This is a genomic window from Prevotella mikamonis (genome assembly GCF_055381405.1).
In genome coordinates this window covers 856,294-880,571 of record NZ_AP035785.1, presented here as the reverse complement: position 1 = coordinate 880,571, position 24,278 = coordinate 856,294, and the positions used below count along the sequence as shown (strand labels likewise).

Annotated in this window: 26 protein-coding genes; 13 read left to right on the top strand and 13 right to left on the bottom strand. The window is 50.9% G+C overall.

Annotated elements, in window-relative coordinates:
- Position 1: 1 nt before the first annotated feature.
- Genes ACZ42L_RS03860 through ACZ42L_RS03835 form a run of 6 tightly spaced genes read left to right on the top strand, consistent with a single transcriptional unit; the run spans position 2 to position 2,243 of the window.
- Positions 2–376: a hypothetical protein gene (locus ACZ42L_RS03860; protein ID WP_464716674.1), complete on the top strand. Its 375-nt coding sequence runs from the start codon at positions 2–4 to the stop codon at positions 374–376.
- On the top strand, positions 373–825 hold the full coding sequence (locus ACZ42L_RS03855; protein WP_464716673.1) for a hypothetical protein: 453 nt from the start codon (positions 373–375) through the stop codon (positions 823–825). The genes ACZ42L_RS03860 and ACZ42L_RS03855 overlap by 4 nt, the downstream gene beginning before the upstream one ends.
- 1 nt (position 826) lies before the next feature.
- Entirely contained in the window at positions 827–1,114 is a 288-nt protein-coding gene (locus ACZ42L_RS03850) for a hypothetical protein (protein ID WP_464716672.1), read from the top strand.
- Positions 1,115–1,119: 5 nt separating this feature from the next.
- Entirely contained in the window at positions 1,120–1,710 is a 591-nt protein-coding gene (locus ACZ42L_RS03845; protein ID WP_464716671.1) for a hypothetical protein, read from the top strand.
- A gap of 12 nt (positions 1,711–1,722) precedes the next feature.
- Positions 1,723–1,971 (top strand): DUF6926 domain-containing protein, encoded by a 249-nt coding sequence (locus ACZ42L_RS03840; protein ID WP_464716670.1) that lies wholly within the window; start codon positions 1,723–1,725, stop codon positions 1,969–1,971.
- A 29-nt stretch (positions 1,972–2,000) separates the two neighbouring features.
- Complete coding sequence (locus ACZ42L_RS03835) at positions 2,001–2,243, top strand: hypothetical protein (RefSeq protein WP_464716669.1); 243 nt, start codon at positions 2,001–2,003, stop codon at positions 2,241–2,243.
- A 113-nt stretch (positions 2,244–2,356) separates the two neighbouring features.
- On the opposite strand, the gene ACZ42L_RS03830 is transcribed toward ACZ42L_RS03835, so the two are convergent.
- Genes ACZ42L_RS03830 through ACZ42L_RS03770 form a run of 13 tightly spaced genes read right to left on the bottom strand, consistent with a single transcriptional unit; the run spans position 2,357 to position 12,928 of the window.
- Positions 2,357–2,866, bottom strand: a complete 510-nt coding sequence (locus ACZ42L_RS03830; protein WP_464716973.1) for a lysozyme — start codon at positions 2,864–2,866, stop codon at positions 2,357–2,359.
- Positions 2,850–3,314: a DUF3872 domain-containing protein gene (locus ACZ42L_RS03825; RefSeq protein WP_464716668.1), complete on the bottom strand. Its 465-nt coding sequence runs from the start codon at positions 3,312–3,314 to the stop codon at positions 2,850–2,852. Before ACZ42L_RS03825 ends, ACZ42L_RS03830 begins: the two co-directional genes overlap by 17 nt.
- Before the next feature lie 20 nt (positions 3,315–3,334).
- Positions 3,335–4,189: a toprim domain-containing protein gene (locus tag ACZ42L_RS03820; protein ID WP_464716667.1), complete on the bottom strand. Its 855-nt coding sequence runs from the start codon at positions 4,187–4,189 to the stop codon at positions 3,335–3,337.
- Positions 4,189–4,773, bottom strand: a complete 585-nt coding sequence (locus tag ACZ42L_RS03815; protein ID WP_464716666.1) for a conjugal transfer protein TraO — start codon at positions 4,771–4,773, stop codon at positions 4,189–4,191. The genes ACZ42L_RS03820 and ACZ42L_RS03815 overlap by 1 nt, the downstream gene beginning before the upstream one ends.
- Before the next feature lies 1 nt (position 4,774).
- On the bottom strand, positions 4,775–5,695 hold the full coding sequence (gene traN / locus ACZ42L_RS03810; protein ID WP_464716665.1) for a conjugative transposon protein TraN: 921 nt from the start codon (positions 5,693–5,695) through the stop codon (positions 4,775–4,777).
- Positions 5,696–5,732: 37 nt separating this feature from the next.
- The gene (traM, locus tag ACZ42L_RS03805) at positions 5,733–7,091 is read right to left on the bottom strand and encodes a conjugative transposon protein TraM (protein ID WP_464716664.1); all 1,359 of its coding nucleotides are present in this window, start codon (positions 7,089–7,091) and stop codon (positions 5,733–5,735) included.
- Positions 7,039–7,371: a TraL conjugative transposon family protein gene (locus tag ACZ42L_RS03800; RefSeq protein ID WP_464716663.1), complete on the bottom strand. Its 333-nt coding sequence runs from the start codon at positions 7,369–7,371 to the stop codon at positions 7,039–7,041. The genes traM and ACZ42L_RS03800 overlap by 53 nt, the downstream gene beginning before the upstream one ends.
- The gene (gene traK / locus ACZ42L_RS03795; protein ID WP_464716662.1) at positions 7,368–7,991 is read right to left on the bottom strand and encodes a conjugative transposon protein TraK; all 624 of its coding nucleotides are present in this window, start codon (positions 7,989–7,991) and stop codon (positions 7,368–7,370) included. Before traK ends, ACZ42L_RS03800 begins: the two co-directional genes overlap by 4 nt.
- A gap of 16 nt (positions 7,992–8,007) precedes the next feature.
- Positions 8,008–9,102, bottom strand: a complete 1,095-nt coding sequence (gene traJ, locus ACZ42L_RS03790; protein ID WP_464702304.1) for a conjugative transposon protein TraJ — start codon at positions 9,100–9,102, stop codon at positions 8,008–8,010.
- Positions 9,103–9,104: 2 nt separating this feature from the next.
- Positions 9,105–9,734, bottom strand: a complete 630-nt coding sequence (locus ACZ42L_RS03785; RefSeq protein WP_464699015.1) for a DUF4141 domain-containing protein — start codon at positions 9,732–9,734, stop codon at positions 9,105–9,107.
- Positions 9,735–9,766: 32 nt separating this feature from the next.
- Positions 9,767–12,253, bottom strand: coding sequence for a TraG family conjugative transposon ATPase (locus ACZ42L_RS03780; RefSeq protein WP_464716661.1), 2,487 nt, complete (start codon positions 12,251–12,253; stop codon positions 9,767–9,769).
- Positions 12,250–12,627, bottom strand: a complete 378-nt coding sequence (locus ACZ42L_RS03775; protein ID WP_464702301.1) for a DUF4133 domain-containing protein — start codon at positions 12,625–12,627, stop codon at positions 12,250–12,252. The genes ACZ42L_RS03780 and ACZ42L_RS03775 overlap by 4 nt, the downstream gene beginning before the upstream one ends.
- Positions 12,628–12,631: 4 nt before the next feature.
- Positions 12,632–12,928, bottom strand: coding sequence for a DUF4134 domain-containing protein (locus ACZ42L_RS03770; RefSeq protein WP_464702300.1), 297 nt, complete (start codon positions 12,926–12,928; stop codon positions 12,632–12,634).
- A gap of 403 nt (positions 12,929–13,331) precedes the next feature.
- Between ACZ42L_RS03770 and ACZ42L_RS03765 the strand changes: the two genes are divergently transcribed.
- From ACZ42L_RS03765 to ACZ42L_RS03735, 7 genes are all read left to right on the top strand, one after another.
- Complete coding sequence (locus tag ACZ42L_RS03765; protein ID WP_464716660.1) at positions 13,332–15,878, top strand: TonB-dependent receptor; 2,547 nt, start codon at positions 13,332–13,334, stop codon at positions 15,876–15,878.
- An 18-nt stretch (positions 15,879–15,896) separates the two neighbouring features.
- A complete protein-coding gene (locus tag ACZ42L_RS03760) occupies positions 15,897–17,141 on the top strand; it encodes a YncE family protein (RefSeq protein WP_464716659.1) in 1,245 nt (414 codons plus the stop codon).
- Between the two features lie 93 nt (positions 17,142–17,234).
- On the top strand, positions 17,235–17,627 hold the full coding sequence (locus ACZ42L_RS03755; protein ID WP_464716658.1) for a hypothetical protein: 393 nt from the start codon (positions 17,235–17,237) through the stop codon (positions 17,625–17,627).
- A gap of 136 nt (positions 17,628–17,763) precedes the next feature.
- Entirely contained in the window at positions 17,764–18,378 is a 615-nt protein-coding gene (locus ACZ42L_RS03750) for a TetR/AcrR family transcriptional regulator (RefSeq protein WP_464699005.1), read from the top strand.
- Between the two features lie 25 nt (positions 18,379–18,403).
- Positions 18,404–20,158 carry an ABC transporter ATP-binding protein gene (locus ACZ42L_RS03745; RefSeq protein WP_464716657.1) on the top strand — a complete coding sequence of 585 codons (1,755 nt, stop codon included), beginning with the start codon at positions 18,404–18,406 and terminating at the stop codon, positions 20,156–20,158.
- Between the two features lie 22 nt (positions 20,159–20,180).
- Positions 20,181–21,926, top strand: a complete 1,746-nt coding sequence (locus ACZ42L_RS03740; protein WP_464716656.1) for an ABC transporter ATP-binding protein — start codon at positions 20,181–20,183, stop codon at positions 21,924–21,926.
- Positions 21,923–24,271, top strand: coding sequence for an efflux RND transporter permease subunit (locus ACZ42L_RS03735; protein ID WP_464716655.1), 2,349 nt, complete (start codon positions 21,923–21,925; stop codon positions 24,269–24,271). The genes ACZ42L_RS03740 and ACZ42L_RS03735 overlap by 4 nt, the downstream gene beginning before the upstream one ends.
- The last annotated feature ends 7 nt before the right edge of the window (positions 24,272–24,278 follow it).

Sequence of the window (24,278 nt, the reverse complement as noted above, 5' to 3'; positions counted from 1 at the left end):
TATGATGATGAAGAAAAATCAAAGCAATAGGCAAGAGCAGCTCGCATGCCTCAAAGAGACACTGGCTGAATACGGGCTGCCCCTGTCAGCCTGGCAGGATATACCTGCGGAAATGCGGGAGAGGATACGGACCGTATCCCTTGCGATGTCGCGGATAGGCAATGCCGGTCAGGACAGGGACAGGTCTCAGACAATAGAGGCCGTAACATTCCTGACGGATGCCATTCTCGTAAGGAAGAATGACATTCCATTGGAGGAAATGTGCAATGAGGATGGGGAATTTCTGAATCATTATCAGGAACAGTTCAACCGCCTGTACGACAGGATTGAGAATATACTATTGAATATGAACAAACAAAACCAAAAGACAAGATGAAAAAGGCAAATCACCCGACTGACACGATACTGGTCAGGGCATATACCGACAGCGAATGGGACAGATGCAACTTTGCGCTGATCCATTGTAAAGAGTCATGGTTCAAGAGAATGAGGGAAAGGCTGGAATTGGTTCGGCCATTTGCGGAAAACATGGATTTCTGTTCCGCAGCCTTTTATGACACCGGTGTGGATTTCTATCATACCGAGGATGAAGACATTATAAACTTGCTGGAAAAAGACTCCTCGGCTTATGTTGAACTGGAAAAAGACGAGGAGGAAAGGCTCGTGAGACCGGAGAACAGGCTCAACCTCTACCGGCTGCATGTCTATCCGAAAGGCGATTTTATGTATTCCGCATACGGCAAGCATACGAATGAGGAATTTTGGGCAGAAAGTTTCACATTAGAGGATATAATAACGAATAACCACCCTTCAAATAAGCAATAAGATGAATAAATACAGATTTTATCAGGACCAAAAGGTTACCTGTTGGGAACGTACCTATTTTGAGGTCAAGGCAGCGAATTACAAGGAAGCCCTTTCCATAGTCAAGTCATGGAAAGGCGAGGATGTCCTTTTAATGGAAGACGACGAAAAAGTCATCATAACGGATGGCGAAACCTTATTTGACACTTCAGAAAGTCTTTCCGTGGAAGAAAACGGAGGTCAGCCGACAATAGAAGTCTTTTCTGCCGGCGGAGAGGACATCATCAATAACAAACCTGATAACACCTGACGGATATGAGAACGGAAACAAGGACTTACGAGATATACCCGTTGAATGAACTGTCCGGCGAAGCACAGGAAAAAGCACACCGCCAATGGATGGAGAATTTTGAATACCCTTGGGGAAAGGAAAATCGTGATACATTGAAGGCTTTTGAAGAGGTGTTCAAAATAGAGGTGGAAAGATGGTCATACGATACCTGCACATACACTTATCGCTTCACTTCCCATTACAGCGAGGAGGAAGACAACTTGAAAGGGGTAAGATTGCTGAAATATCTTGTCAATAACTATTGGGATGTCCTGTATATTCCCAAGGTTAATTGGAAGCACAGTTACGACAAAAGGCGCAGGAGCCGCATCTTCGTAACGGACTGCTGCGTGCTTACAGGCTACTGTTTTGACCATAATATCCTGAATCCCATATATGACTTCCTGAAAAGTCCTGACAACACAACACTGTATGAGCTGATGGATAATTGCCTGGACAGCTTTTTCAAAGCCTGCATGGACGATGCGGAGTATATGATAAGCATGGAAGCCTTCGCGGATGAATGTGAAGCAAACGAGTACGAGTTTCTATCTGACGGAACGTTGTTTAATTAATCTGGAAAAGCAATGAAAAAATATAAGACGACAGAGAAAATTCCTACATGGAGCCTGTGCTATCTGGTAAACGGCGATGCAACGGGATTGACAGACGAGGAAATTGCGCTTGTGGATAAATGGTACCAGGATAATCGTGTGGAAATCATATCACCTCATAGAGACAATGCAGGCAACTCACATCCTTATTTCTCTTGTGTATCGGCTTTCGGACTATCTGCGGAAGTAGAGGATTGTGATGTCATTTATAATAAAAGGTAGAATAAACTGTATTATATAATTTTGAAATTATGGAAAAGAAACGAATATACCGGGTACATACGCAATATATATTCAATGGCGTATATGAGGTAGTTGCAGAAAACAGGGAGGAAGCACAGCAGAAAGTCCGAGAAGATTGCGGATTGGTAATGGGTGGAAACATTCACAGCACACTTCCCGAAGAAGAAGTGGATTGGAATTTTGATATTCACCCCGATGTGAAGATTGGAAGGATAACTCTCCGAAAAAAAGAGAAAAGACATAAAGGATAAGTTGGCATATTAGCCAGCCTACTCTGTTGCTATAAGTCCTAAATATAAATAGATTCATCATCAAAAACGACTCTTGCAATATTTATAATGTATTGCAAGAGTCATTTTTATAGTCAAGGAATATAAAACAGGGCAAACTCCACCTTTCTCCGTTTGACCAATCCTCTGAGGACTTTGCCCTTGTATCGGCAGAAAGATATAAATTCGCGGTAGAAATTCCTGTCGCCCAATTCTATCTTTCGTAGCAATCTGCTCTTGGCATACTTCCCATATCCCAGCAATCTGGCCACTCCGATATTATAGGACAGAACGGCAAGAAGCAAGGCATCCTTCCCATAGTCTTTGAACATCATCAGACGCTTCATCAGGTCTGTCCGAAGCAGGGAGTCCGCCTGCCGTTCCGTCATCGCCGCCGTGAACCGCTCTCCGGGCAGAAGCCGATGTCCATAGCCTACATATGGGTAATCTTTCCAAGTATGTAAGCCCTCAAAATGCTTGATGCAGACAATGGCACGCTCAAACGGGGACAATGAGAGCAGGGCATTCCTGCCGTCCTGAGCGGAAAGCCGTAAGCAGGAAAGGCAGACAAGGCAAAAGACGACAAGTTTACTTCTTACCCTCATCATTTTTCTTCTCCTTTTCCTCGTCCCTTTGGCTGTTGAACTCAAACGAGAGTTTTTCCGCCTGTCCGAAATTATCCTCCACATACACGTCTATCGTCTGCTGGTCGGTGGAAGCGGAGGTGTAGTAGAGCCTGAACTCTTCCTTAATGATCGGATAGCGGTCATTGGGCTTAAAGACCGTACCGTTATCCATTTTCAATCTCCCTTTGCCATCAGGCTGGAAATAACGGATGGTGTAGCGAGCATCCTCAAACTGTCCCTGCCGTTTGAGCGTGCAGCGTATCTCCGCCGTCTGTCCCTTGACAATATGCTTCTGCACCGGCATTGTCTCTACCGTGAACGGGTACGCCTGCTGAATATCCAACTCGTGATTACAAGCAGATAGACAAAACCCTGCGAGGGCAAGCACTCCCATTACCCAAATCGTATTCAATATTTTCTTCTTCATTGTTCGTTATCGTTTTATAGTTATACATTATTCTCTGCATTCTCGGAAAGCAGAAACTCATTCAAATCCTTATGCTCGGCATACAGAGAGGAACGGTCGATGACCTTCTCCCCGAAGCACTCATGCAATCTCTGAAAAGTCTTTCGCCCCGCATCGTCATTGTCGAGGAAGCAGTCAATTCTATTATAGCCGTGCAAGGCTTTCACCGCCTTCTCCACGTTGGAAACGGAATTAAGGACAAGCCAGTCCGAAGCGATGATACCGAGTTGCATAGCCGAGAGGTAATCCATAAAGCCCTCGAATACGGCACATACGTCCGAGCCATTACGCTTCAGTGAAATATCCTTCGGCGGTATGCAACCTTTGAAAAAGCGGTTGCGAAGCTCCATACCTCCGGCATCGTTGCGAAAGCCAATGGCATAGTACCGTTTGCCATGCACCCGGTATCGAACCTCCTCGCAGTTGGGTATGGCAACGTGGGCATTGATACCCCGCTCTTTCAAGTAGCCCAGCAGTTTGGCATCCTGCAACGGTCGCACCCAAATATCATTGAAGACTGGTTCTTTCTTTTCGCTTCTTTGCGGTTGTTCCAAAGCAGGCAGCGGACACGTTCCGCTCTTGGCGATGAAAGCCGCCCGCAGGAGGAAATCACCGCTTCCGATAAACTCTCCTGCCAAGTCGAAGATGTCGCCGCCTTTTCCGATGCCAAAATCGAACCACACGTTTTTGTTCGTATCGACCTTGAACGAGGGTGTCCGTTCCGTTCGGTAAGGGGCGGAATACCACAAGGCGTTTCCTTTCTGTCTGGTCGGATGAATCCCCTTTGCGCTGAGGAAGTCCGCAATGGGAATCTCTCTCATCTGTCGCGCGTCCATCAGTCCAGCATGATTTTCAGTCCGACACCGTACTGCGTATGGAAACGTCCCGTAGACCCTCCCCACAGGCAACGCTCCCTGCCATAGAGCAGCAACACCAACCTGTCCGACAGATAGGTCTCCGCCTGCAAGGTAACGGCACCACCATAGAGAAAACCGTCCTTATTGCGTAGCGTTGAGCCGTCAAAGAGCAGCTTCTTTCCACCATTGACCGTCTCATAGCCTGCCAAGGCGGAAATGCCGGCAGAGAGGAAGAAGGTCTTGCTTCCGTCCGAAAGCACCTTACAGAAGAAACCTCCCTCGCCCGTGAACTGCTCCGTCGGAATACGGCTTTCCCGATAGGGATGGTATCTGCGGAGATACTCAGCCCCGAACACCCATTGGTGTCCGCCTTTTGTGTAGGTGGCAAGCGAAGCCCCGAACGAGTATCCTGTTTCGTTCTTTGAGGAGGCGGAATAAAAACCGTCAGCCATGCCTGCGGTCAGGCGTATGCCCTTCATCTTGGGCAGACAGCGTTGGGCGTGTGCCTGCCCTGCAAAGAGGGCAAGCGACACGACAAACAGGAAAAACAGAAACTTTCTCATACTACTTCACTTTGAGTTCGTCAATCTCCCTTGCACGCACAAGGTCTTCGTTCTCCACGACAAAGGACTGGTGTCTTCCTCCGTTCTTCTCGTGCATCTCCACAATGAGATGCTTGTCATCGGGGATGGTGAACTTCTGAAGCGTGAACACCGTGCGGCCGCTCTTCTGTCCCTGCACACAGGTAACATAGTTGTAGGCACGCAGCGGAAGCAGCACCTGCTCCTGCATGGCGGTCTGCTTGGCGACCTTCTTGTCCGCGATTTTGAACGTGATGAAATCAATGTCGAACGGCACGTTGGACTTGTTGCGCAGTTCCGTATGGAAGTACAGCAGTCCGTTGTGCGAGTACAACCCCTTGAGCAGGTACTGAATACCGAAGGACTTGCTGCCGATGTGCTTCACCGTCCTCTTGTCCTCCTTGTGAATGGATTTCATAATGAGCCGTACCAGCATCGGACTCTCGCTGCCAAGCTCCTTAAGATAAACCTCCATTGCGTTGTTCGGGCGGTTTACGCTCGCCCCGTCGTGGATGAAGTCCGCCATTTCCACATTCAGAAGCAACGGCTCGTTGGCATACTTGACATTGAAGGTGTAAAATGCCCCGTCTTCGGTGATGACGCTCATGTTCGTCTCCTCACGGAACTCCTTGACCGTAGCTTTCACACGGATAACATTCTCCGCCCCGTCTGCCTTCCCCGCAATGAGATTGGGCGAACCCAAATCGACATAGCGCACGGCAGACGGAAAGATGATGTGTATCGTCTTGTCGTAGGTGATTTCCAAGCCGTGAGGCGGTATCATCCGCTCAAAGGCAATCTTTCGGGTCAGACCCTGATAGAGGTCTCCGCTTGAAGTTGTTTCCTGTGCGTTGGCACAGACTGCGCCCAGCATCAGGGCGATGGCTAAAACTGTTCTTTTCATTTTACTTTGGATTAAAGTGGTGAATAATAAATATGAATTACTTGTTTTCCGGTTGATAGAGCAATACCTTATAGCCTGCCTTCAAATGCACCTTGACGGTACGCATCTTCTTGGCGAAATACTGCGAGGTTCCCTGTATCAGCCCCTTGCCCAAGTCGGCGGCAAGCTGTGCCCCCGCATCGGTGGAGATGTTCACGCTGCTGCCTACGGACGTTCCCATGTTAGCGGCAATCTCCTTGGCGGCACTGCGCTCCATCGAACCGGGAATGAATATCCCCGCCTGCCCGTCCGTATCGTACACTGTCAGCTCTACGGGAATGATATTGCCCTGATATTCCAGTGAAGAAATGACAACGGCAAGCCGTTCGCCCTGTACCTTTGCCGTTCCCACAACAAGGGCATTGCGTGGTATTTCCCTGCCGGATACCTGCATCGGCTCCAAGAGGCGGAAACGCACCGTCTGACCGTCCATGACCGTCTGATTGTTATGCACACAGGCGTATATGGTATTCTTCTCCGTTGACGAGGAAACGCCGACGGCCGTATTGAAGGCATACAGGCGTTCCCTGACATATTCGGAGCGGAAAGTCGTGTCGCTCATCGGCTGCGCCAGAGCCGACACCACTTGCCCGCTCATCTGCCTGACAGGAAATACGACGGCTTTTCCGTTGTGAGAGGTCGGGACCGCTTTCCCTCCGGAAGCCGTCCCTCCTTCCGGAATACGGTCAGGACTCACGCCCGGCCGCTTTTCCGACGGCATATACTTTGCCGCCAGCTGGTATGATTTTTCAAGCAGTGTCATCTGGTCATTCATCGTGGGCATGGCAGTCTGCTGTCTGTCCATCTTCCGCTCCATCTCCATTAATCTGACACGCAGTTCCTCCTTTTCGGGGTCCTCTCTCGGGATTTCGTAGAAATTGTCGAGTGTGCGGTTGATGTCCCGGTAGGCTGAAGCCGAGGCATGAAGCTGCCGTGAGGCAGCATCGGCATGACTGCCCTGATTACTGCCGTCATAGCCGTAATGGCTGTCCTCAGAATCTAAGGGTGCATTATCCCCGGCAGGGGAAGAGGTGTTTCCCGTCATGCCGTCGAACATCTCTCCCATATCCTGCATGGCACGGATACGCTCCTGTTCCTTGCGTTCCATCAGGTCCTTCTCGTAGGCTTTCTTCTTGTCCCCGATAATCCCGGCTTCCTGCGGGGCGGGCATGTCGGTATTGAAACCCTGCATTCCTGTTTCCCTTTCCTTTCCCGATGGGGCAAAGATGAGCCACATCGCCCCTGCGAAAAGCAGGAACATGAGCAGATAGACAAGAATCTTGTTCCGTCTGAGTCTTTCCTCCTCAGTCAGTTCCGGTGACTTGCCGGAACTCCTTTTTCTTATGAAATTGAGCATAGTCATGATTTTTTAATGATTTGATACTGTCGTTTTGCCTTTTCAGCCGTAAGTCGGGAACTTCCAAATGCTCTATCCTTACGCCTTCCCCACATCCTGCATCCCCGCAGAAAATGCTGAAGATTCCACGGCAGAACACATAGACGGAGCAGGCGGCGAACACAAGGAATATCCCCATGATGACCGCGATGCGCATGCCCATAGGGATGCGCCCGCACAGGCGACGGAGCTTCCGCTCCGCATTTTCCCGCATGATTCTTAAAAGACTTTTCTTTTTCATCGCTTTCTCGTGCTTATATCCTTATTCTCCACGATCTCAAACCCTTCGATGTTGAAGCCGTTCGGATTGTCATCGCTGCGGCTCGTATTGAGCAGGCGGCATACGGTCACGAGGCTGCGCTCGGTCACACTGGTGGCGCGGATGATCATCTGTCTGGCATGCGTCCGCACCGCATAGGGATAGCGGTCGAAGTCGCAGAGTACGCTGTCCACCTGCACGACCTGGTTGATGTTGCTCGCTATGATACGGTTGTAGTACCCTTTCTCTGAGAAATCCCGGTAGTAGTTGTAGGCACTCTTGTCCGCCAGGAGCAGCGCACGGGAGATATTCCCCTCGATGGCGCCCTTGTCGGGCGAAAGGGTAAAGAACAGCTCGTGGAAGCGTCTGACGTGTTCCCTTGCCTCGGCAGGCCGGTTCTGCGAAAGGTCCTGCGACAAGGCGAGCATCAGCGATTTCCCGCCGTCCAGCACATAGATTTTCTCTCTCTGTCTCTCCGCGAAGCTGTACGAGCTCCACAGGGCATAGCCGGCGACACCCGCACACAGGCAGACGAAGACCATCCCGAAGAGGCGTATCTGTCGGAAAGACGACTCAATATTCCTTAATGACTTGAATTCCATATTCTTGCTTTTTTATTTATTTTGGATGGGAGGCCCCGTGTTTGCCTCCTGATACCGCATAATTATCCCCGGAGGGGGCTGCGCCCTTATCGTCGCCTGCCTTGCCGTCGTTCCGATGCCGCCACCTTCCCATGAGATTTCCCACGACGGCGCCTGCTCCGGCACTCGCAAGCTTGCTGCCCCTGTCGGCTGCCATTCCTACATTCTTCATATAGTTGCCGCCTCCGCCTGCCTGTATGACCCAGTTGGACACGGTGGGAATCGTGAAGTATCCCACTATGCCGATGAACATGAATATCAGGTACACGCCGTCGGAAGTGTCCATCGAGTAGGTGGGATCGTTCTGCAGCTGCGTGATGTCGTGCCTGAGCATCAGTTCCTGTATCTTGGCCAGCATCGAACTGAAAAGGTCCGAAATGGGAAGCCACAGGTAGATGGAGATATACCTCGTGAACCACTGCGTGAGGGTGCTCTGGAAGCCGTCCCACACGGAGATGGCGAAGGCCAGCGGCCCGAGAATGGAAAGGACTATGAGGAAAAAGGTCCTCAGCGTGTCTATGAGCAGGGCCGAAGCCATGAAAAGGAGCTCAAGCAGAAAGCGCACGCCGTTTCTCAATGCCTTCTTAAGGTTGTACATCCCACGCTCCATATACATCCCCGCCATCGTCGCCATGTCCGAGGGGGAGAGGCCGAGCTCGTCCAGTTTCCTGTCGAAATCCTCATTGCTGACCAGATAGGCGGTCTCAGGGTCACGCACCATTGACTCGTATTCTATCTTGTCGCGCATCTGCCTGTACTCGTCCATCTTGAGGGTCTGTGCTTCCATCATCTTGTGCGTACCCTGCACAATGGGACTGAATACGCCGTTGAGTGCATCCAGTACCAAAGGAAAGAACAGGATACAGAGACCGATGGCGAAGGGACGGAGCAGCGGGAACACGTCGATAGGCTCGGCACGGGCAAGCGTCTGCCATACCCTGAGCGCTACATAGAAGAGCGCGCCCAAGCCTGCAATGCCCTTTGCGACGCCAATCATGTCGCCGCACATCGGCATCATTTCCGCATACAGGCTCTGAAGTACCTGATGCAGGCTGTCAAATTCCGCTCCCATGGCTACCAATACCTTTCGTTATCCGTACCATAAAGCGAAATTACCCGGTCGGCATCCTTCTTAGCCTTGGCACGCAGATACGATACGGAGATGTTCTTGTTCGTATAGTAACGCACGAGGTTGCGGTAGTCCCTCACCTCCTTGTAGCAGCGGTCCACCACGTCCATGCGCTCTTTGTCGGTCATCTGCAAGGTGGTGATGTTCACCACCTTCTTGAGTTCGCCCAGCAGTTTGTTGCTTTCACCGAGCAGTTTCGCATAGCCGTTGGCAATGGCGAGAAGTTCCTCCGGACGGAAGTTGCGGTCGGAGAGCATTTTCTTGTAGTTCACGACATAGATGTCGGAGATTTCCCCGACCATCAGGATGGTCTCCTTCACCCGTTGGGCATCCCGGACGAGGTCGTTCACCTTTTTCAGGGCATCGTAGTATTTCTTGCTCTGGTTATAGACCTTCTCCACTTCCTTGAAATTGTCGAGCGTATTTTGTACGGTCTTGGAGGTCTGCACGATTTCTTTGGTCGTGTTGATGATACTCTGTGCAAAGTTGGTGGGATCTGTGACTACCCACTGGGCGTGTGCGCTGCCTGCCAAGAGGCAACCGCACGTGATAAGCATTAAAATTCTCTTTCTCATTTTACGTTGGATTTTAGTGTGATTATTCTTTACTATTCTTCTTCGGCGAGCTGCCTGACGGCAAGCTCCATGTTTCCGCCGAGTTGTTCGGCACGGGCGAGCACCCGCATCTTCTCGGTTTCCTCCGTCGTATAGGTGAGGTATTCGGCTTTCGACACTTCGGTGGCATAGACGGCGGACTGCACGCCACCGAGTCCGATCCACACCTCCTTGTACGACCGCGTGGCATCGTTGCTCTGGTTGATGGAGAGGATCTGTCCCCGTTCCTTGTCCGTCAGTCCCAAGAGTGCCTGTATCTGGTCGAACTTGTTCATATACTTGCGCTGGTCGAGCAGTATCTTGCAGTCGGAGTTGTTGATGATACTTTCCTTGACAATATCTGAGGAGATGATGTCATCCACCTCCTGTGTCACCACGACCGCCTCACCGAAGAACTTTCTTACCGTCTTGTAGAGATACTTGATGTATCCCGCCATATTCGCGGACGCAATCGCTTTCCAAGCCTCCTCGATGAGGATAACTTTCCGTATTCCCTTCAGTCGCCGCATCTTGTTGATGAAGAGTTCCATAATGATGATGGTCGTGATGGGGAATAAGATGGGATGATCCTTTATCGCATCAATCTCGAAGACGATAAAGCGTGCGTTAAGCAGGTCAAGCTGCTTGTCCGAGTTCAGCAGGTAGTCGTACTCTCCACCCTTGTAGTACGGCTCCAGCACGTTGAGAAAGTTGGCCAAGTCAAAATCCTTTTCCCTGACCTTTTTCTCACGAAGCAATGCCGAGTAGTCGGTGGTGAGGTACTCATAAAAACTGTTGAACGAGGGCACGATGCCGTCATCCGTCTTGATACGCTCGATAAAGAGCGACACGGCATTGGAGAGGGCGACCTCCTCCGAGCGTGTGGCAGGCTCGTTGTCCTTTTTCCACAGCGTAAGCAGCAGTGTCTTGATGCTCTCCCGCTTCTCCACGTCGAATACCTTATCCGTCGTATAGAACGGATTGAAGCTGATGGGACTCTCATCCGAGTAGGTAAAATAGACCCCGTCCTCACCCTGCGTCTTGTGGCGTATCATCTCGCACAGTCCCTGATAGCTGTTTCCCGTGTCCACCAATACGATATGGGTGTTCTGTTCCCAATACTGTCTCAGAAGGTGGTTGGTGAAGAACGACTTGCCACTTCCCGATGGTCCCAAGATGAACTTGTTTCGGTTCGTGATGATTCCCTTTTTCATCGGCAGGTCGGAGATGTCAAGATGAATCGGCTTGCCGCTGCGGTCTGCCATCTTGATGCCGAACGGCGAGAGTGAATCGCGGTAGTTGGTCTCCTCGTTGAAGAAGCAGACTGCCTGTTCGATGAACGTGTAAAAACTCTCTTCTGCGGGGAAGTCGGCTTCATTGCCGGGAATGCCTGCCCAGAAGAGCGTCGGCACATCCACGGTGTTATGCCGTGGCTTGCACTCCATCAGTGCGAGCTGGCTGCCCACGTCGTTGCGGATACGGCGGAGTTCCTCCTCGTCCTCACTCCACGCCAAGACGTTGCAATGGCAGCGGACAGAGGTAAGCCCGAAGCTGTGCGCCTCGTTCAGGTACTCGTCGATCCATTGCTTGTTGATTTGATTGGAGCGGCTGTAACGGGATAGCGAGTGCATGTTCCGTGCGTTCTTCTCGAAGCGTTGCAGGTTCTCCGCACTGTCGTCAATCAGCACATACTGGTTGTAGATATGGCTGCACGGCAGCAACAGTCCTACGGGAGCAGCGAAGGAGAGGCGGCAGTCGCTGCGGTCGGTGGAGAGACGTTCGTAACGCATATCCGTACCTACCAGTCCGGGCAGGTCTTCCGTATCGGAGAGGGTATGCAGGCAGAGTCGCTTGTCGCCGATACGCATCCGGTCGGCTCTCAGGTCGATGTCCTCCAATACCGTCGTGTCGGAGAGGGACAGCGAGAAATACTTTTCTATCAGTCCCGGTTTCTCCTCCGTGCCGACGATCTCTTCGTCGCTCAATCGAGTCAGGCGGATAAAACCGCACTCGTTCATAATTCGCTCGAACTGCTCGGTGGCTTCGATGAACTTGCGGGCGGTATCCTTGTCGCGTACTTCCTTGGGAATGATATGTCCTCGGCAGAGCGTGGAAAAATTACTCTGTTGTCGGCTTCGGTTCTTGGTTGTCTTGGTCAGGAACAGATAGCAGGCGTGGTTCAGAAACGGACGCTCGTTGAAGTGCCGCTCGAAGCTGCGGGAGAGGAAGCTCATCTCCTCCTTCTGCAAGTCCGGACGATAGCCCTCCTTGACAAACCAGTCCTGCTTGTGTACGACACTGTAGGTCGGTAAGACCTTGATAGCCTTCACCCAAGCCGAATGGATGGCGGCATACTCTGCGCTCGTCACCGTATAGAGTTCGGGAAGCTCGACCCGAAAGGCGACCGTGATGTCGGCATCCTTTGAGAGGATGCACCCCTCTTCGACGGCAAGCAGCGGGAAGCGGTTCTCCAGCGTTGTGGCTTTCAGTACGTTTCTCATTCTTTGTCCTCCTTTCCTTCGTTCATTCTTTTATTCTCTCTTCTCTTTCGTCTCGGCAGCTCCTTGTGTCGCAGCAGACGGGGAATACGTTGTCGGTTGATAAGGTATCGGGGATGGCTGCGCAGCGCGGAACGCTTCATCAGCCCGTGTTCCCCGTACTTCCTGTTCAGGGAGAAGGTCTGCCGCACCAGAATGGATGCGGCAGTCCCTCCGAAGCCGATACAGATCCATTGACTGACACCTGCCATGTAGAGGATGACAAACAGCACGAAAAGAGCGAGCAGCCCTCCGGCAAAAATGAACAGGTATTGGCTTTTGAGTCCCTGAAACTCTACCGAGCGACCGATTCCCTTGTTGACGGGATAGGTCTCCATAGGCTTAGAGGAAGAAACTTCTCAGAATGGTGGCTGCGACTATCAAGAAGATACACGCTCCAAACCAGCTTGCGGCGGTCTTCGAGGTGTCCGGATCGCCGGACGAGAACTTGGAGTAGACCTTTACCCCTCCGATGAGACCGACGACCGCACCGATGGCGTAGATGAGTTTCGTGGCAGGGTCGAAATAACTCGTTACCATGCTCGTGGCTTGGTTGATGCCCGAGATACCATTGCCTTGAGCAATGGCTGTCATTGATACAAGCAGCGTTAAGACTGCAAAAAAGACTTTTCTTTTCATAGGTCGAAATATAAAATAATTAGACAAAAATGTTTCCGACCACAAAAGTATAGGATATGACAACAGATTTTCCTGACTGTACGACATCTGTCATCTTATGTCATTATATTGCATCCGACAAGGTGCTTTTCAATGAACATCAAGAGAAGATTCTTAGCGACATACAATGCTGAATTTACGGAGAAATTCTTTCTTACGCTAATATACGGTATTGAATTTTATCATGCATATACTGTGCGTTAGTGTACTGTCACAGAGAGGAAGAGAAAAAATAAGGATAGGCATACTTTTTCTTGCATACGTTTGCGATATAATCACAAGCATAAATGGATATAAAATACCGATTTTTGGGTATTGTGCCATTATGTGAACCTTATTATCTTTGCACCGAAAAAAAGAAGTTATGATAAGGACACACATAGATATACGACATGGGCATGAAAGTCCACTAAGCCAAGCGCACCGTTCAGATAAAAGACGGTGCGCTTTTTTTATGAACAAGACTGACGGGTGTTCACTTTTGGAGAGGTGGTTAAAGAAACAATTATGTGAATATAAAGATACAGATTTGGGATGGAATAATGAAGTAAAAAATATAATTCCTAACTTTCTTATAGTTTTCATTTGCCTATTCGCATGGCAGAATGTTTACGCCCAAAAAATCATTTATGGTCGAATCACTGACGCGCAGACCCACAAACCTTTGAACGGTGCCACGGTTATATTGGACAAATCCGGAACAGGAACGACCTCTGACCATGCAGGTATATTTAAGATGTATGTTCCTTCGAGACACGACAAGAGGATTAAAGTACAATACATAGGATATAAAAGCCGCAGCATAGCCTTCGGTCAAAAGTCATATGCCAATGACAGCATCTGCTGTGATGTGGAATTGCTACCGTTGGACAACCTCTTGTCTGATGTAGTTGTATTGGGAAAGAGCAAGGCGCAGAGGCATCGTGAAGTTCCCTCGGCAGTGACAATCATAGACGGAAAATCACTCAAATATAAGACGGCCACCTTAAACGAGATTCTTGACAACGCTGCCGGTATCAAGGTGGCGCAACAAGGAGGGCTGGGCAATGCCTCACGCATCATCATACAAGGCATGGACGGCAAGCGCATCGGCATATTCGTCAATGGCATGCCAATGGGAAACTCCGATGAGTTCCAGCTCAGCAGTATTCCAATCGACATGATAGAGGAGGTGGAAGTATATAAAGGTATCATCCCTGCGTGGCTGGGTGGTGATGGATTGGGCGGTGCCGTGAATATCCTTCTGAAGGACTTCAAAAAGAATCATCTGGAAGTGGCGTTAGAGGCGGCATCTTACAACACCTATATCGGCAGCCTGCAACTGAAACGTTATCTGGGGAAGACATCAACAGCCCTGCATGCCGGTGCCACGATGAGTTATGCGAAGAATAATTATAGTTTTTCTTCCCCGTTTGAATTGGGACGTACCATTCATCGTGACCACGATGCCTATCTGCACGGAGGATTCAGTGTTGGCATAAACAGCCGACAATTATGGTTTGACCAATTTGACATCACATTGAACGCCGACTATTATCGCAAGGAAATACAAGGCGGACTGATGAGCGTGCAAAACAACATCCAGCATGCCTTTACGCGTACACGTTCGGCCAATACGGCATTAAGTCTTGAAAAAAAGTTTCTGAATGGAAAGCTAACGGCACAACTCCACTCGATTATCGGTTTCAGCCTTGTCAATCAGGTAGACACCTCCCATTATTGCTACGATTTCATCGGAAACAAGTTTCCAAGTGGCTCCGGACGTGGAGAAATAGGTTCCGTTCCAAACGACTCACACGACAGGCATACCTCTATCCGTGAACTGCTCAACTTGACTTACAAGATTGACAACCATCATCTTATTACATGGAATACCAATTACCGCTATGGGCGCAAGATGCCCAAAGACGAACTTGCCGATCGTTACTCCCGCTTGCCAACCAGCGGATACCCGAGCCGGCTCCATACCATCGTGTCCGGATTGACCCATGAATGGAAACTATACGATGGCAAGTTCACAAACGAATTGGGCATAAAGGTCTTCAACCACCATTCAAGAGTTCTTCCGTTTGCCGAATCGATCATGCTGCAAGATAAACTCAGAACATCGACCAACCACAGTACCATGATAGGCTGGAGCGAGGCAATGGCTCTGCATCTTCTTCCGAATAATGCCCTGACGCTGAAAGCCTCCGTGCAGTCGACCGTCAGAATGCCCATCGCCGAGGAACTGTTTGGTGACGGTGTGCTGCTGCTCCCGTCTGAGAATCTTAGTCCGGAGCGGAGTTTTAATATCAATGCAGGTGCGATATGGCTTATCAATGCCAAACGTTATCCGCAGGTGCGGCTTGGCCTCAATACATTCTACATGAGCGCAAAGGACATGATTAAGCTGATGTATAGTTCCATGAATATGGCCTATGACAATATCGGAAAGGTCCGTGTGGTGGGCGTGGATATGGAAATAGACGGCAAACTGAACCGTTGGCTGGATATGCAAGGGAACATCACATGGCAAGATGCCCGCGACATGCGAAAGGATGCCGTCGGCGGTGGGGAAAACTTTCACTATCGCTATCGTATTCCCAACATGCCTTACCTCTTTGGCAATGTCGGGCTGCGTCTGCACAAGGATGGCTTGCTTGGGCGTTCCACATCCTCGGCACTTGCCTCTTCCTTCGGGTTTACCAAGGAATTCAGTTACAACTGGGAGGCAAGCGACAACAACACCATGCTTATACCGGCAAGATACTGCTGGGATGTCGCCCTTCATCATTCTTTCAATAGCCAATGCCAACTTAGCCTTGAGGTGCGAAACATACTCAATCGTGAGAATTGGGCTGAGTTCCGTTATCCGATGGAAAGACGCACGTTCCACTTGAAGATAAAATACATTATCAATAAAAGATAACCATAAAATATAAAAGTTATGAAAACAAACAAATTCCTATGGGCATTGCCCTGTCTGGCCATGCTGCTTGCAGCAACATTTTCATCGTGTTCAGATAAGAACGACGACCAGCCTGTTCCCCACTCCCAATCCAAGCATCACTTCCTGATGTCCGCACAATCGGACAACAGTTTCTTCATCACGGGTTTTGAGAATTTCAATGAAGGCACGGCTGTAACCTACAACAAAGCCATCACCCTTCCCACTGGACATCTGTTCATGGAGAAACACGGAAAGTATGTCTATCTCCAGTCCGGCTCGATGTATGGCTATGGAGGTGAGCAGACGCTCTACAAATACGAGGTGGATGCCAACGGGAAACTTTCCGCCCATCCCGCCGGCAAACTTTCTTTCCCGGGTTCACCCAACGTGGTTGAAATCGTATTTGCAAGCGACACAAAAGCCTATGCCGTCACATGTGCAAGCCGTGGGCAGCTGATCGTGTTCAACCCGGCCACGATGAGCGTGACGAAAGAGATAGACCTTTCGCCTTATGCAGAGGGAGACAAGGACCCTGACGGAGGTAATGGAATTGTTCGGGACGGCAAACTGTTCCTGCCTCTCAACCAGGCAAAGTCGATGAAGGAAATCCTTGCGACGCCTGCGCAGGTGGCCGTCATCGACGTGGCGACCGACAAGGTGGATAAAGTCATAAAAGACGATCGTGCGACCAGCCTCGGAATGGTCGGACATACCACGCCTGTCATCGATGAAGCCGGCAATATCTATTTCCATACCGGACCGCGTGCGGCGATGATGTGCCAGTTTATGCCCGGCAAGGGATACAAGGAAGGATTGCTGCGCATCAAGAAAGGCGAGACGGAGTTCGACAAGGAGTTTTATATGAGTCTGCAAACCATCGAGGGAGCAGAGGTCGGTTCTTACGGGATGTCAATGGCCTATGGCGGCAACGGGAAAATCTACACGTTCCTTTATAAGCCGTCACTCGTAAAAGACCCCGACGACAAGACCTATATTGTCAACAAATGCTATGTACCTTATGAGATAGACGTGAACAAGAAGACCGGACGTATTCTTCCCCTCCCCGCGTCGTGTGGCTGGGCTGCCAACGCCGTCATCAAGGTGGGTGATTCCATCTATTTTGGTGAGCATACCGACAGCGGCATAGGATTCTATCGCTACGACATGGCAACGGGTAAGGGTTCCATGCAGCCAAGCGTGAAGACTCCCACTGGTGCCTATAAGGTGATTTCTTTAGACTGAAACAACTTATGGACGAGTTTTTGTAAACTTCCATAAACTGCCAAGAAGATTACAGAACTCGTCCTTCATTACATAACCAATAAACAATAAGAAATGATGAAGGGAAATCTTAAAATATCCATTCTATGGGTTGCAATGATAGCCGGGATGTCTGCACACTCCCTGATAGACATGATTCCTCTTTTCTGGAAAGCAAACATTGCTATTTCTGATGAGGGCGTGGCTCCGATGCCCATATTGGTGTTGATGGCCATTGTCTCATTCACAATACCGGCGACAGGACTGCTACTTTCACTCTATGCCGGCAAGCGTTGGCATAAAACGGTTCATTTCTGCCTTGCCTCCCTCCTTGCCCTGTTCTGTACGGCACATAGTCTGGAACTGGTAACCGGCTTTGAGCTTCCGCAACTTTTCATCCACCCCATGCTCGTAGTGCTGGGCGTTACCCTTGCCTATGAAGCGTGGAAATGGAACAAGGAAATATAATGCTTATTCTGTGATAGATATGATACAAAATCATTCATATAACACTATCAAATTCCAAATACGCACTTACGGCTTATGGCATTGTGCGTTTTTTTTACGAACAATCCGAAACAATGTTCACTATTCTAATCCCACTATGCAGAAATTAAAGACAGATATCAGGCAACGTATATTGGAGGTGGCACATCGGGAGTTCATCAAGAACGGTGTCCGGCACACGTGCATCCGTAACGTGGCGCGCAAGGCCGGTGTGACGGTGGGCAACCTGTACCATTATTTCGACAGCAAGGATGCCTTGTTTTGCGCGGTGATGCGTCCGCTGCTCTCGGCAATCGACCGGTATATCCTTTCACACAACGACGAGGAGAATCTATCCATAGAGGTGTTCGATATGCGACAGCAGCAGATTGACTACATCTTTTCCATGCTTGCGCTCATCAAGGATTTTCGTCCCGAATTGCGGCTGCTCCTTTTCAATGCCGAAGGCACTTCGCTAGAGGGATATAAGAATAAAATCATCGACCACCAGATGCAGGTGGGCATAGAATATATGCGCCTGATGAAAGAGCGCTATCCGCATCTCAACATCAACATCTCCCCGTTTCTGGTCCATCTTACCTGCTCTGCATGGATGACTCTCTTCTGCGAACTCGTGGAGCATGAGGATTATAGCGACGAGGAAATCAAGCTGGCGCTCAAGCAATACGTGTCCTTCGGCATGGCCGGATGGAAAGAACTGATGAAACCATAACCGACTCTCAAGACAGATCAAATATATGATAAAGACACTCAAACGCTTAGGAACCTACATGGGAGGGCGCAGATGGCTGCTGCCCTGTTCCGTCGGGCTGTCGGCACTCAACGGCCTGCTGTCGCTCGTTCCCTTTATTCTTTTGTGGCTTGTGGTGCGCACGCTGCTCACGGCCGAAGGCGACTTTGCCGGCACGCCTCTGTGGGACTATGCCCTTGCGGCATTCGTAGTATCCATAGTGAACGTGCTGCTCTACTTCGTCGCCCTCATGCTGTCGCACCTTGCCGCTTTCCGTGTGGAAACCAACATGCGGCGCAGTGCGATGGAAAGGCTCATGCGTGTGCCGCTGGGGTTCTTCGACACCCGGAATACAGGGAGGATGCGCAAAATCATAGACGAAGACTCCGGGCAGACACACACTTTCGTGGCACACATCCTGCCCGACGTGGCGGGAAGCATAGTCGCTCCGCTCGGTGTCATCATCCTTCTGCTTGCGGTAGACTGGCAGCTGGGCATAGCCTCTGTGATACCGTTTATCTGTGCCTTCGGCATCATGGGCTATATGATGAACCCACGAAACAACCAATTCCAACGGATGTATCTCGATGCGCAGGAGAAGATGAGCGCTGAGGCGGTGGAATACGTGCGCGGCATTCCTGTGGTGAAAGTATTTCAGCAGACGGTCTTCTCGTTCAAGCGTTTTTACGACAGTATCATCAATTATCGTGACCTTGTCATCAGATACACGCTCCAGTGGCGTTCCCCGATGTCTGCCTACACCGTCGCCATCAATGCCTTTGCCTTCTTTCTCGTGCCGACAGGCATTATCCTGATAGGGCATGGCGGAGAGTTGGCGGTCATCGTTTCCGACATGATACTCTATGTGCTGATAGCCCCGATTATCTCCGTCAATGTGATGAAGACGATGTACCTCAGCCAGAACCTCTTTCTGGCGAACGAGGCGATGGAACGGTTGGAGAACCTCACTTGCGCATTACCGCTTCCCGACTGTGAAACGCCACGGAAAGTCAAGGCTTTCGACATCTGCTTCCATGATGTGTCGTTTCGATATGAGGGAGCGGAGAAAGACGCCGTGAGCCATATCGACCTTACGATCCCCGAAGGTAAAACAATAGCACTTGTGGGAGCATCGGGCAGCGGAAAAACCACCATAGCAAGACTTATTCCCCGATTTTGGGATGTGCGTGAGGGCTGTGTATGCATCGGGGGCATAGACGTGCGACAGATGGACAAGGAGGAACTGATGCACAGCGTGTCGTTCGTCTTCCAGAATACCCGACTGTTCAAAACCTCCATTTTGGAGAATATCCGTTATGGAAGTCCCGAAGCCACGCTTGAACAGGTAAACCGTGCCATAGACTTGTCTCAGAGCCGTGAAATCATCGAACGGCTGCCGCAAGGATTGGAGACCGTGATTGGTGCAGAGGGAACTTACCTGTCGGGCGGCGAGCAGCAGCGCATCGTTCTTGCGCGCGCCATTCTTAAAGATGCCCCCATTGTGGTACTCGACGAGGCGACTGCCTTTGCAGACCCCGAAAATGAGCATCTTATCCGCCGAGCCCTTGCGCATCTCACTCGCGGCAAGACGGTGTTGATGATAGCCCACCGGCTGACCACCGTGCAGGATGCCGACAGCATCGTGGTAGTACAAAACGGCGGGATTGCCGAACAGGGAACGCACGGGGAACTCATCGCCTGTAAGGCACTGTATTATAAAATGTGGAACGAATACCAGAAATCCGTAGCATGGAAGTTATAACCATTCAAAAAGCCATACGACAATGATAAGATATTTTCAAAACCGTTTCGCCCTGTCGGAAAAAGGAGCAAAAGACCTGCGGCGAGGAATAGCCTATTCCACATTGCTCAATCTTGCATTGATGTTGCCGCCCACTTACTTGTTTCTGTTCCTTATGGACTGCATCGGAACGGAAACGCAGACACGACAACACACGCTATGGTTCTACCTGCTCTTGGCGGCGGGACTGGCGGTGATTATGTTCCTTGTGGCCCGGTGGCAGTACGACAGCACTTACACCACCATCTACACCGAAAGCGCACAGCGGCGCATCGGCGTGGCGGAGAAACTGCGCCGCCTACCACTTGCGTTCTTCGGCGAGCGCAACCTGTCTGACCTCACATCCACCATAATGGAAGACTGCACCATGCTGGAACAGATATTCTCGCATGCCGTACCGCAACTTTTTGCCGCCATGACGAGTGTCATCATTATTGCCGTCGGAATGTTCTGTTACGACTGGCGGCTGGCCGCCGCACTCTTCTGGGTGGTGCCGTTGGGCATAGCCACTCTGTTGCTGTCGCGCCGTAAACTCGGCAGGGCTTTCCAACAGGTCTATGACATGAAGCGTGGCGTAACCGAACAGGTACAGGAAGGGCTAGAATGTGTGCAGGAAATCAAGTCGTACAATGGTGAAGAGGCATACTGCCACAGTTTTGACCGGCGACTGAAAGGTTACGAAAAGGAACTGGTCAGCCACGAGTTGGTTGCCGGCACGTTCGTCAACCTCTCCGCCGTGCTGTTGAAGTTAGGCATGCCGTCGGTCATTCTCGTGGGGGCGTGGCTGTTGCAACGGGGCGATGTGTCGATGTTCACCTATCTGGCTTTTCTCATAGCCTCGGCAATGGTGTACAACCCGATTCAGGAGGTGTGCAACAACCTTGCCATACTTGCCTTTCTCGATGTGCGCATCAATCGTGTAAAGGAAATCGACGCGATGCCGGCACAGGAAGGAAGCAGAGAGTTGGAGATAAACAACTACGACATAGAGTTCCGCAACGTGAGTTTCGCCTACGAAACCGAAAAGCAGGTACTGAGCAATGTTTCCTTCACCGCCCGTCAGGGAGAGGTTACCGCCCTTGTGGGACCATCGGGCGGAGGAAAGAGCACGACGGCCAAACTTGCCGCGCGTTTCTGGGACATCAGTAGTGGACAGATACTGATAGGTGGAAGAGATGTTTCCACGATAGAGCCTGAAACGCTACTGAAAAACTACGCCATCGTTTTTCAAGACGTACTGCTTTTCAATGCCTCCATTGCCGAAAATATCCGCATCGGCAAGCGCGATGCCACCGACGAGGAAGTGCGCCATGCGGCACGGTTGGCACAGTGTGACGATTTTATCAGTCGCATGCCGCAGGGCTACGACACCGTTATCGGTGAGAACGGTGAAAACCTTTCGGGCGGCGAACGGCAGCGCATCTCCATTGCCCGCGCCCTTCTGAAAGATGCCCCCATTATTCTATTGGACGAAGCCACCGCCAGCCTTGATGCCGAGAATGAAACGAAGATACAGGCAGGTATCTCCGAACTGGTACAGGGTAAAACCGTCATCATCATTGCCCACCGCATGCGCACGGTCCGCAATGCCGACCACATCGTGGTACTCAACGGCGGAACGGTAAGCGAGCAGGGAACACCCGATGAATTGATGGCAATGAATGGTGAGTTTGCAAGAATGGTGGCCTTACAACAGGAAAATGACAACAAAACAGATATAGCACAATGAAAATCGTAAGAATTAACAGTAAGTTCAGGCAGTTGGCAGAATGGATACTCTGCCACCGCCTTGTGGTGGGTGCGCTGTTCGCAGTCGTCGTCGCCTTCTCGTTCGTGGGAGCGAAACGCATCGTGATGAGAACCTCGTTCGACGACTATTTCGTGAGCGACGATCCGATGCTGCTCAAGACCAATGAGTTCAAGTCCATCTTCGGCAACGACTATTATGTGGCGGTGCTGGTGAAGAACAAGGACATCTTCTCCCAACGTAGTCTGACACTCATCCGTGAGTTGAGCGACGAACTGAAAGACAGTCTGTCGTATGCCGACAAAGTAACATCGCTCACCGACATCGAGTTTGCCGCAGGCACGGAGGAGGGCATGACCATCGAGCAGATTGTACCAGACGAAATACCGTCGGACAATGCCGCACTGAAAGAGATCAGGCGCAAGGCATACAGCAAGCCCTATCTGGCAAAGAAGATGGTATCGACAGACGGCACGATGACGTGGATTATGGTAAAACTGCGCCCGTTCCCCGAGGACAGCGTGTGGAAGAAGACGAGCAACATTGCCCCCGACATGCTCACGGGCAAGGAGGCGGGGCATATCATCGGTAAGGCGAAGTATGCAGAGCTGTCGCCCAACGCCGCAGGAATGCCCTATCTGAGTTACGAGAAATTTACCTATCTGCAGGGCGAGATGGGACGGCTGTTCCTCTTTGCCTTCATCATCTCCATCGTGGTGATGTTCGTCGTAACCCGCTCACTGCGTGGCGTTATCGCACCGCTGCTCACTTCCATCTCCGGACTGCTCATCAGTTTCGGCATTATCGGCTGGACAGGCATTTACATTGACATGACTACGGCGATGATAGGCGTGATACTCACCTTTGCCTGCTCCATCGCCTACAACATCCACTTATATAACTTCTTCAAGACGCGGTTTGTGGAGACGGGCAAGCGCAGGGAGTCTATCAAGGAGGCCGTGGGCGAGACCGGCTGGGGCGTACTTCTGTCGGGGCTTACCACCGTGGCAGCCATGATGACATTCCTCTCGATGAAGATAGTCCCGATGCAGGCCATCGGCATCAACACCTCACTCTGTCTGCTGGCCGTGCTGCTCACCTGTCTGCTGCTCACGCCTATCCTGCTGTCGTTCGGCAAGGACCGCAAGCCCGCCGCCGACATGTCGAGGAGTTTTGAGGGATTCATCGGCAATCGGTTTGAGCGGTTGGGCGGTTTCGTGATGCGCAACCATCGGTCGTTTGTCGTGTCATCGGTCGCTCTGACCATCTTCTGCGGCATCGGACTCTTCTTCATCGAGCCGGCGTTCGACATCGAGAAGACGATGGGGCGGAAGATACCCTACGTCAAGAAGTTCCTCGACCTGTGCGAGACCGAACTCGGCTCGATGTATGCCTACGACCTCATGATTACCCTGCCGCACGACAACGATGCCAAGAAGCCGGAGAACCTGAAGAAACTCGACCGGCTGGCGGAGACGGCAAGTGACTATAAACTGACGAAACGCCACAACTCCGTTACCGACATCGTGAAGGACATGAACTGCACGCTCAACGGCAACAAGCAGCAATTCTACCGCATCCCCGACGATGCCGACATGGTGGCGCAACTGCTGTTGCTCTACGAGAACGCCGGAGGCACGGAGTCGGAATACTGGATGGACTATGACTACAAGCGGCTGCGCCTGCAAATAGAAATGAAGGACTACAACTCCAACGAGGCCGAAAAGGAGATGAACGCCCTGCAAGCAGAGGCTCGCCGACTTTTCCCCGGCGCGCACATCTCCGTGGTGGGCAATATCCCTCAGTTCACCGTCATGCAGCAGTATGTGGAGCGTGGGCAGATGTGGTCGATGCTGCTCTCGGTGCTGGTCATCGGCGTTATCCTCGTGCTTATCTTCGGCAATTGGAAAGTGGGACTCGTGGGCATGATTCCCAACATCGCTCCTGCCATCATCGTGGGCGGCATGATGGGCTGGCTCGACTATCCGCTCGACATGATGACCGCCTCGCTCATCCCGATGGTATTGGGTATCGCCGTCGACGACACCATCCATTTCATCAACCACAGCCATGTGGCATACGACCGATGCGGCAATTACCCGGAAGCCATCAACCGCACGTTCCGAACAGAGGGACTCGCCATCGTCATGTCCACGGTCATCATCTCGGCAACCTTTGCCGGTTTCATCTTCTCCGATGCCACGCAGATGCGCAACTGGGGTATTCTGGCCGTAGCGGGTATGGTATCTGCATTGCTGGCAGACCTCTTCCTCACGCCTATTCTCTTCAAATACCTACGTGTATTCGGAAAGGAAAAGCAGGGATAGGGCTGCC

Coding starts and splice junctions, on each gene's coding strand:
- ACZ42L_RS03740 (WP_464716656.1), top strand. CDS start 20,181: ATGATAAGATATTTTCAAAACCGTTTCGCCCTGTCGGAAAAAGGAGCA.
- ACZ42L_RS03830 (WP_464716973.1), bottom strand. CDS start 2,866: ATGAGGGTAAGAAGTAAACTTGTCGTCTTTTGCCTTGTCTGCCTTTCC.
- ACZ42L_RS03800 (WP_464716663.1), bottom strand. CDS start 7,371: ATGAAAAAGAAAAGTCTTTTAAGAATCATGCGGGAAAATGCGGAGCGG.
- ACZ42L_RS03775 (WP_464702301.1), bottom strand. CDS start 12,627: ATGGAGACCTATCCCGTCAACAAGGGAATCGGTCGCTCGGTAGAGTTT.
- ACZ42L_RS03860 (WP_464716674.1), top strand. CDS start 2: ATGATGATGAAGAAAAATCAAAGCAATAGGCAAGAGCAGCTCGCATGC.
- ACZ42L_RS03755 (WP_464716658.1), top strand. CDS start 17,235: ATGATGAAGGGAAATCTTAAAATATCCATTCTATGGGTTGCAATGATA.
- ACZ42L_RS03745 (WP_464716657.1), top strand. CDS start 18,404: ATGATAAAGACACTCAAACGCTTAGGAACCTACATGGGAGGGCGCAGA.
- ACZ42L_RS03785 (WP_464699015.1), bottom strand. CDS start 9,734: ATGAGAAAGAGAATTTTAATGCTTATCACGTGCGGTTGCCTCTTGGCA.
- ACZ42L_RS03765 (WP_464716660.1), top strand. CDS start 13,332: ATGATAAGGACACACATAGATATACGACATGGGCATGAAAGTCCACTA.
- ACZ42L_RS03780 (WP_464716661.1), bottom strand. CDS start 12,253: ATGAGAAACGTACTGAAAGCCACAACGCTGGAGAACCGCTTCCCGCTG.
- ACZ42L_RS03770 (WP_464702300.1), bottom strand. CDS start 12,928: ATGAAAAGAAAAGTCTTTTTTGCAGTCTTAACGCTGCTTGTATCAATG.
- ACZ42L_RS03735 (WP_464716655.1), top strand. CDS start 21,923: ATGAAAATCGTAAGAATTAACAGTAAGTTCAGGCAGTTGGCAGAATGG.
- ACZ42L_RS03760 (WP_464716659.1), top strand. CDS start 15,897: ATGAAAACAAACAAATTCCTATGGGCATTGCCCTGTCTGGCCATGCTG.
- ACZ42L_RS03855 (WP_464716673.1), top strand. CDS start 373: ATGAAAAAGGCAAATCACCCGACTGACACGATACTGGTCAGGGCATAT.
- ACZ42L_RS03825 (WP_464716668.1), bottom strand. CDS start 3,314: ATGAAGAAGAAAATATTGAATACGATTTGGGTAATGGGAGTGCTTGCC.
- traN (WP_464716665.1), bottom strand. CDS start 5,695: ATGAAAAGAACAGTTTTAGCCATCGCCCTGATGCTGGGCGCAGTCTGT.
- ACZ42L_RS03835 (WP_464716669.1), top strand. CDS start 2,001: ATGGAAAAGAAACGAATATACCGGGTACATACGCAATATATATTCAAT.
- ACZ42L_RS03820 (WP_464716667.1), bottom strand. CDS start 4,189: ATGGACGCGCGACAGATGAGAGAGATTCCCATTGCGGACTTCCTCAGC.
- ACZ42L_RS03815 (WP_464716666.1), bottom strand. CDS start 4,773: ATGAGAAAGTTTCTGTTTTTCCTGTTTGTCGTGTCGCTTGCCCTCTTT.
- ACZ42L_RS03850 (WP_464716672.1), top strand. CDS start 827: ATGAATAAATACAGATTTTATCAGGACCAAAAGGTTACCTGTTGGGAA.
- traK (WP_464716662.1), bottom strand. CDS start 7,991: ATGGAATTCAAGTCATTAAGGAATATTGAGTCGTCTTTCCGACAGATA.
- ACZ42L_RS03845 (WP_464716671.1), top strand. CDS start 1,120: ATGAGAACGGAAACAAGGACTTACGAGATATACCCGTTGAATGAACTG.
- traJ (WP_464702304.1), bottom strand. CDS start 9,102: ATGGGAGCGGAATTTGACAGCCTGCATCAGGTACTTCAGAGCCTGTAT.
- ACZ42L_RS03840 (WP_464716670.1), top strand. CDS start 1,723: ATGAAAAAATATAAGACGACAGAGAAAATTCCTACATGGAGCCTGTGC.
- traM (WP_464716664.1), bottom strand. CDS start 7,091: ATGCTCAATTTCATAAGAAAAAGGAGTTCCGGCAAGTCACCGGAACTG.
- ACZ42L_RS03750 (WP_464699005.1), top strand. CDS start 17,764: ATGCAGAAATTAAAGACAGATATCAGGCAACGTATATTGGAGGTGGCA.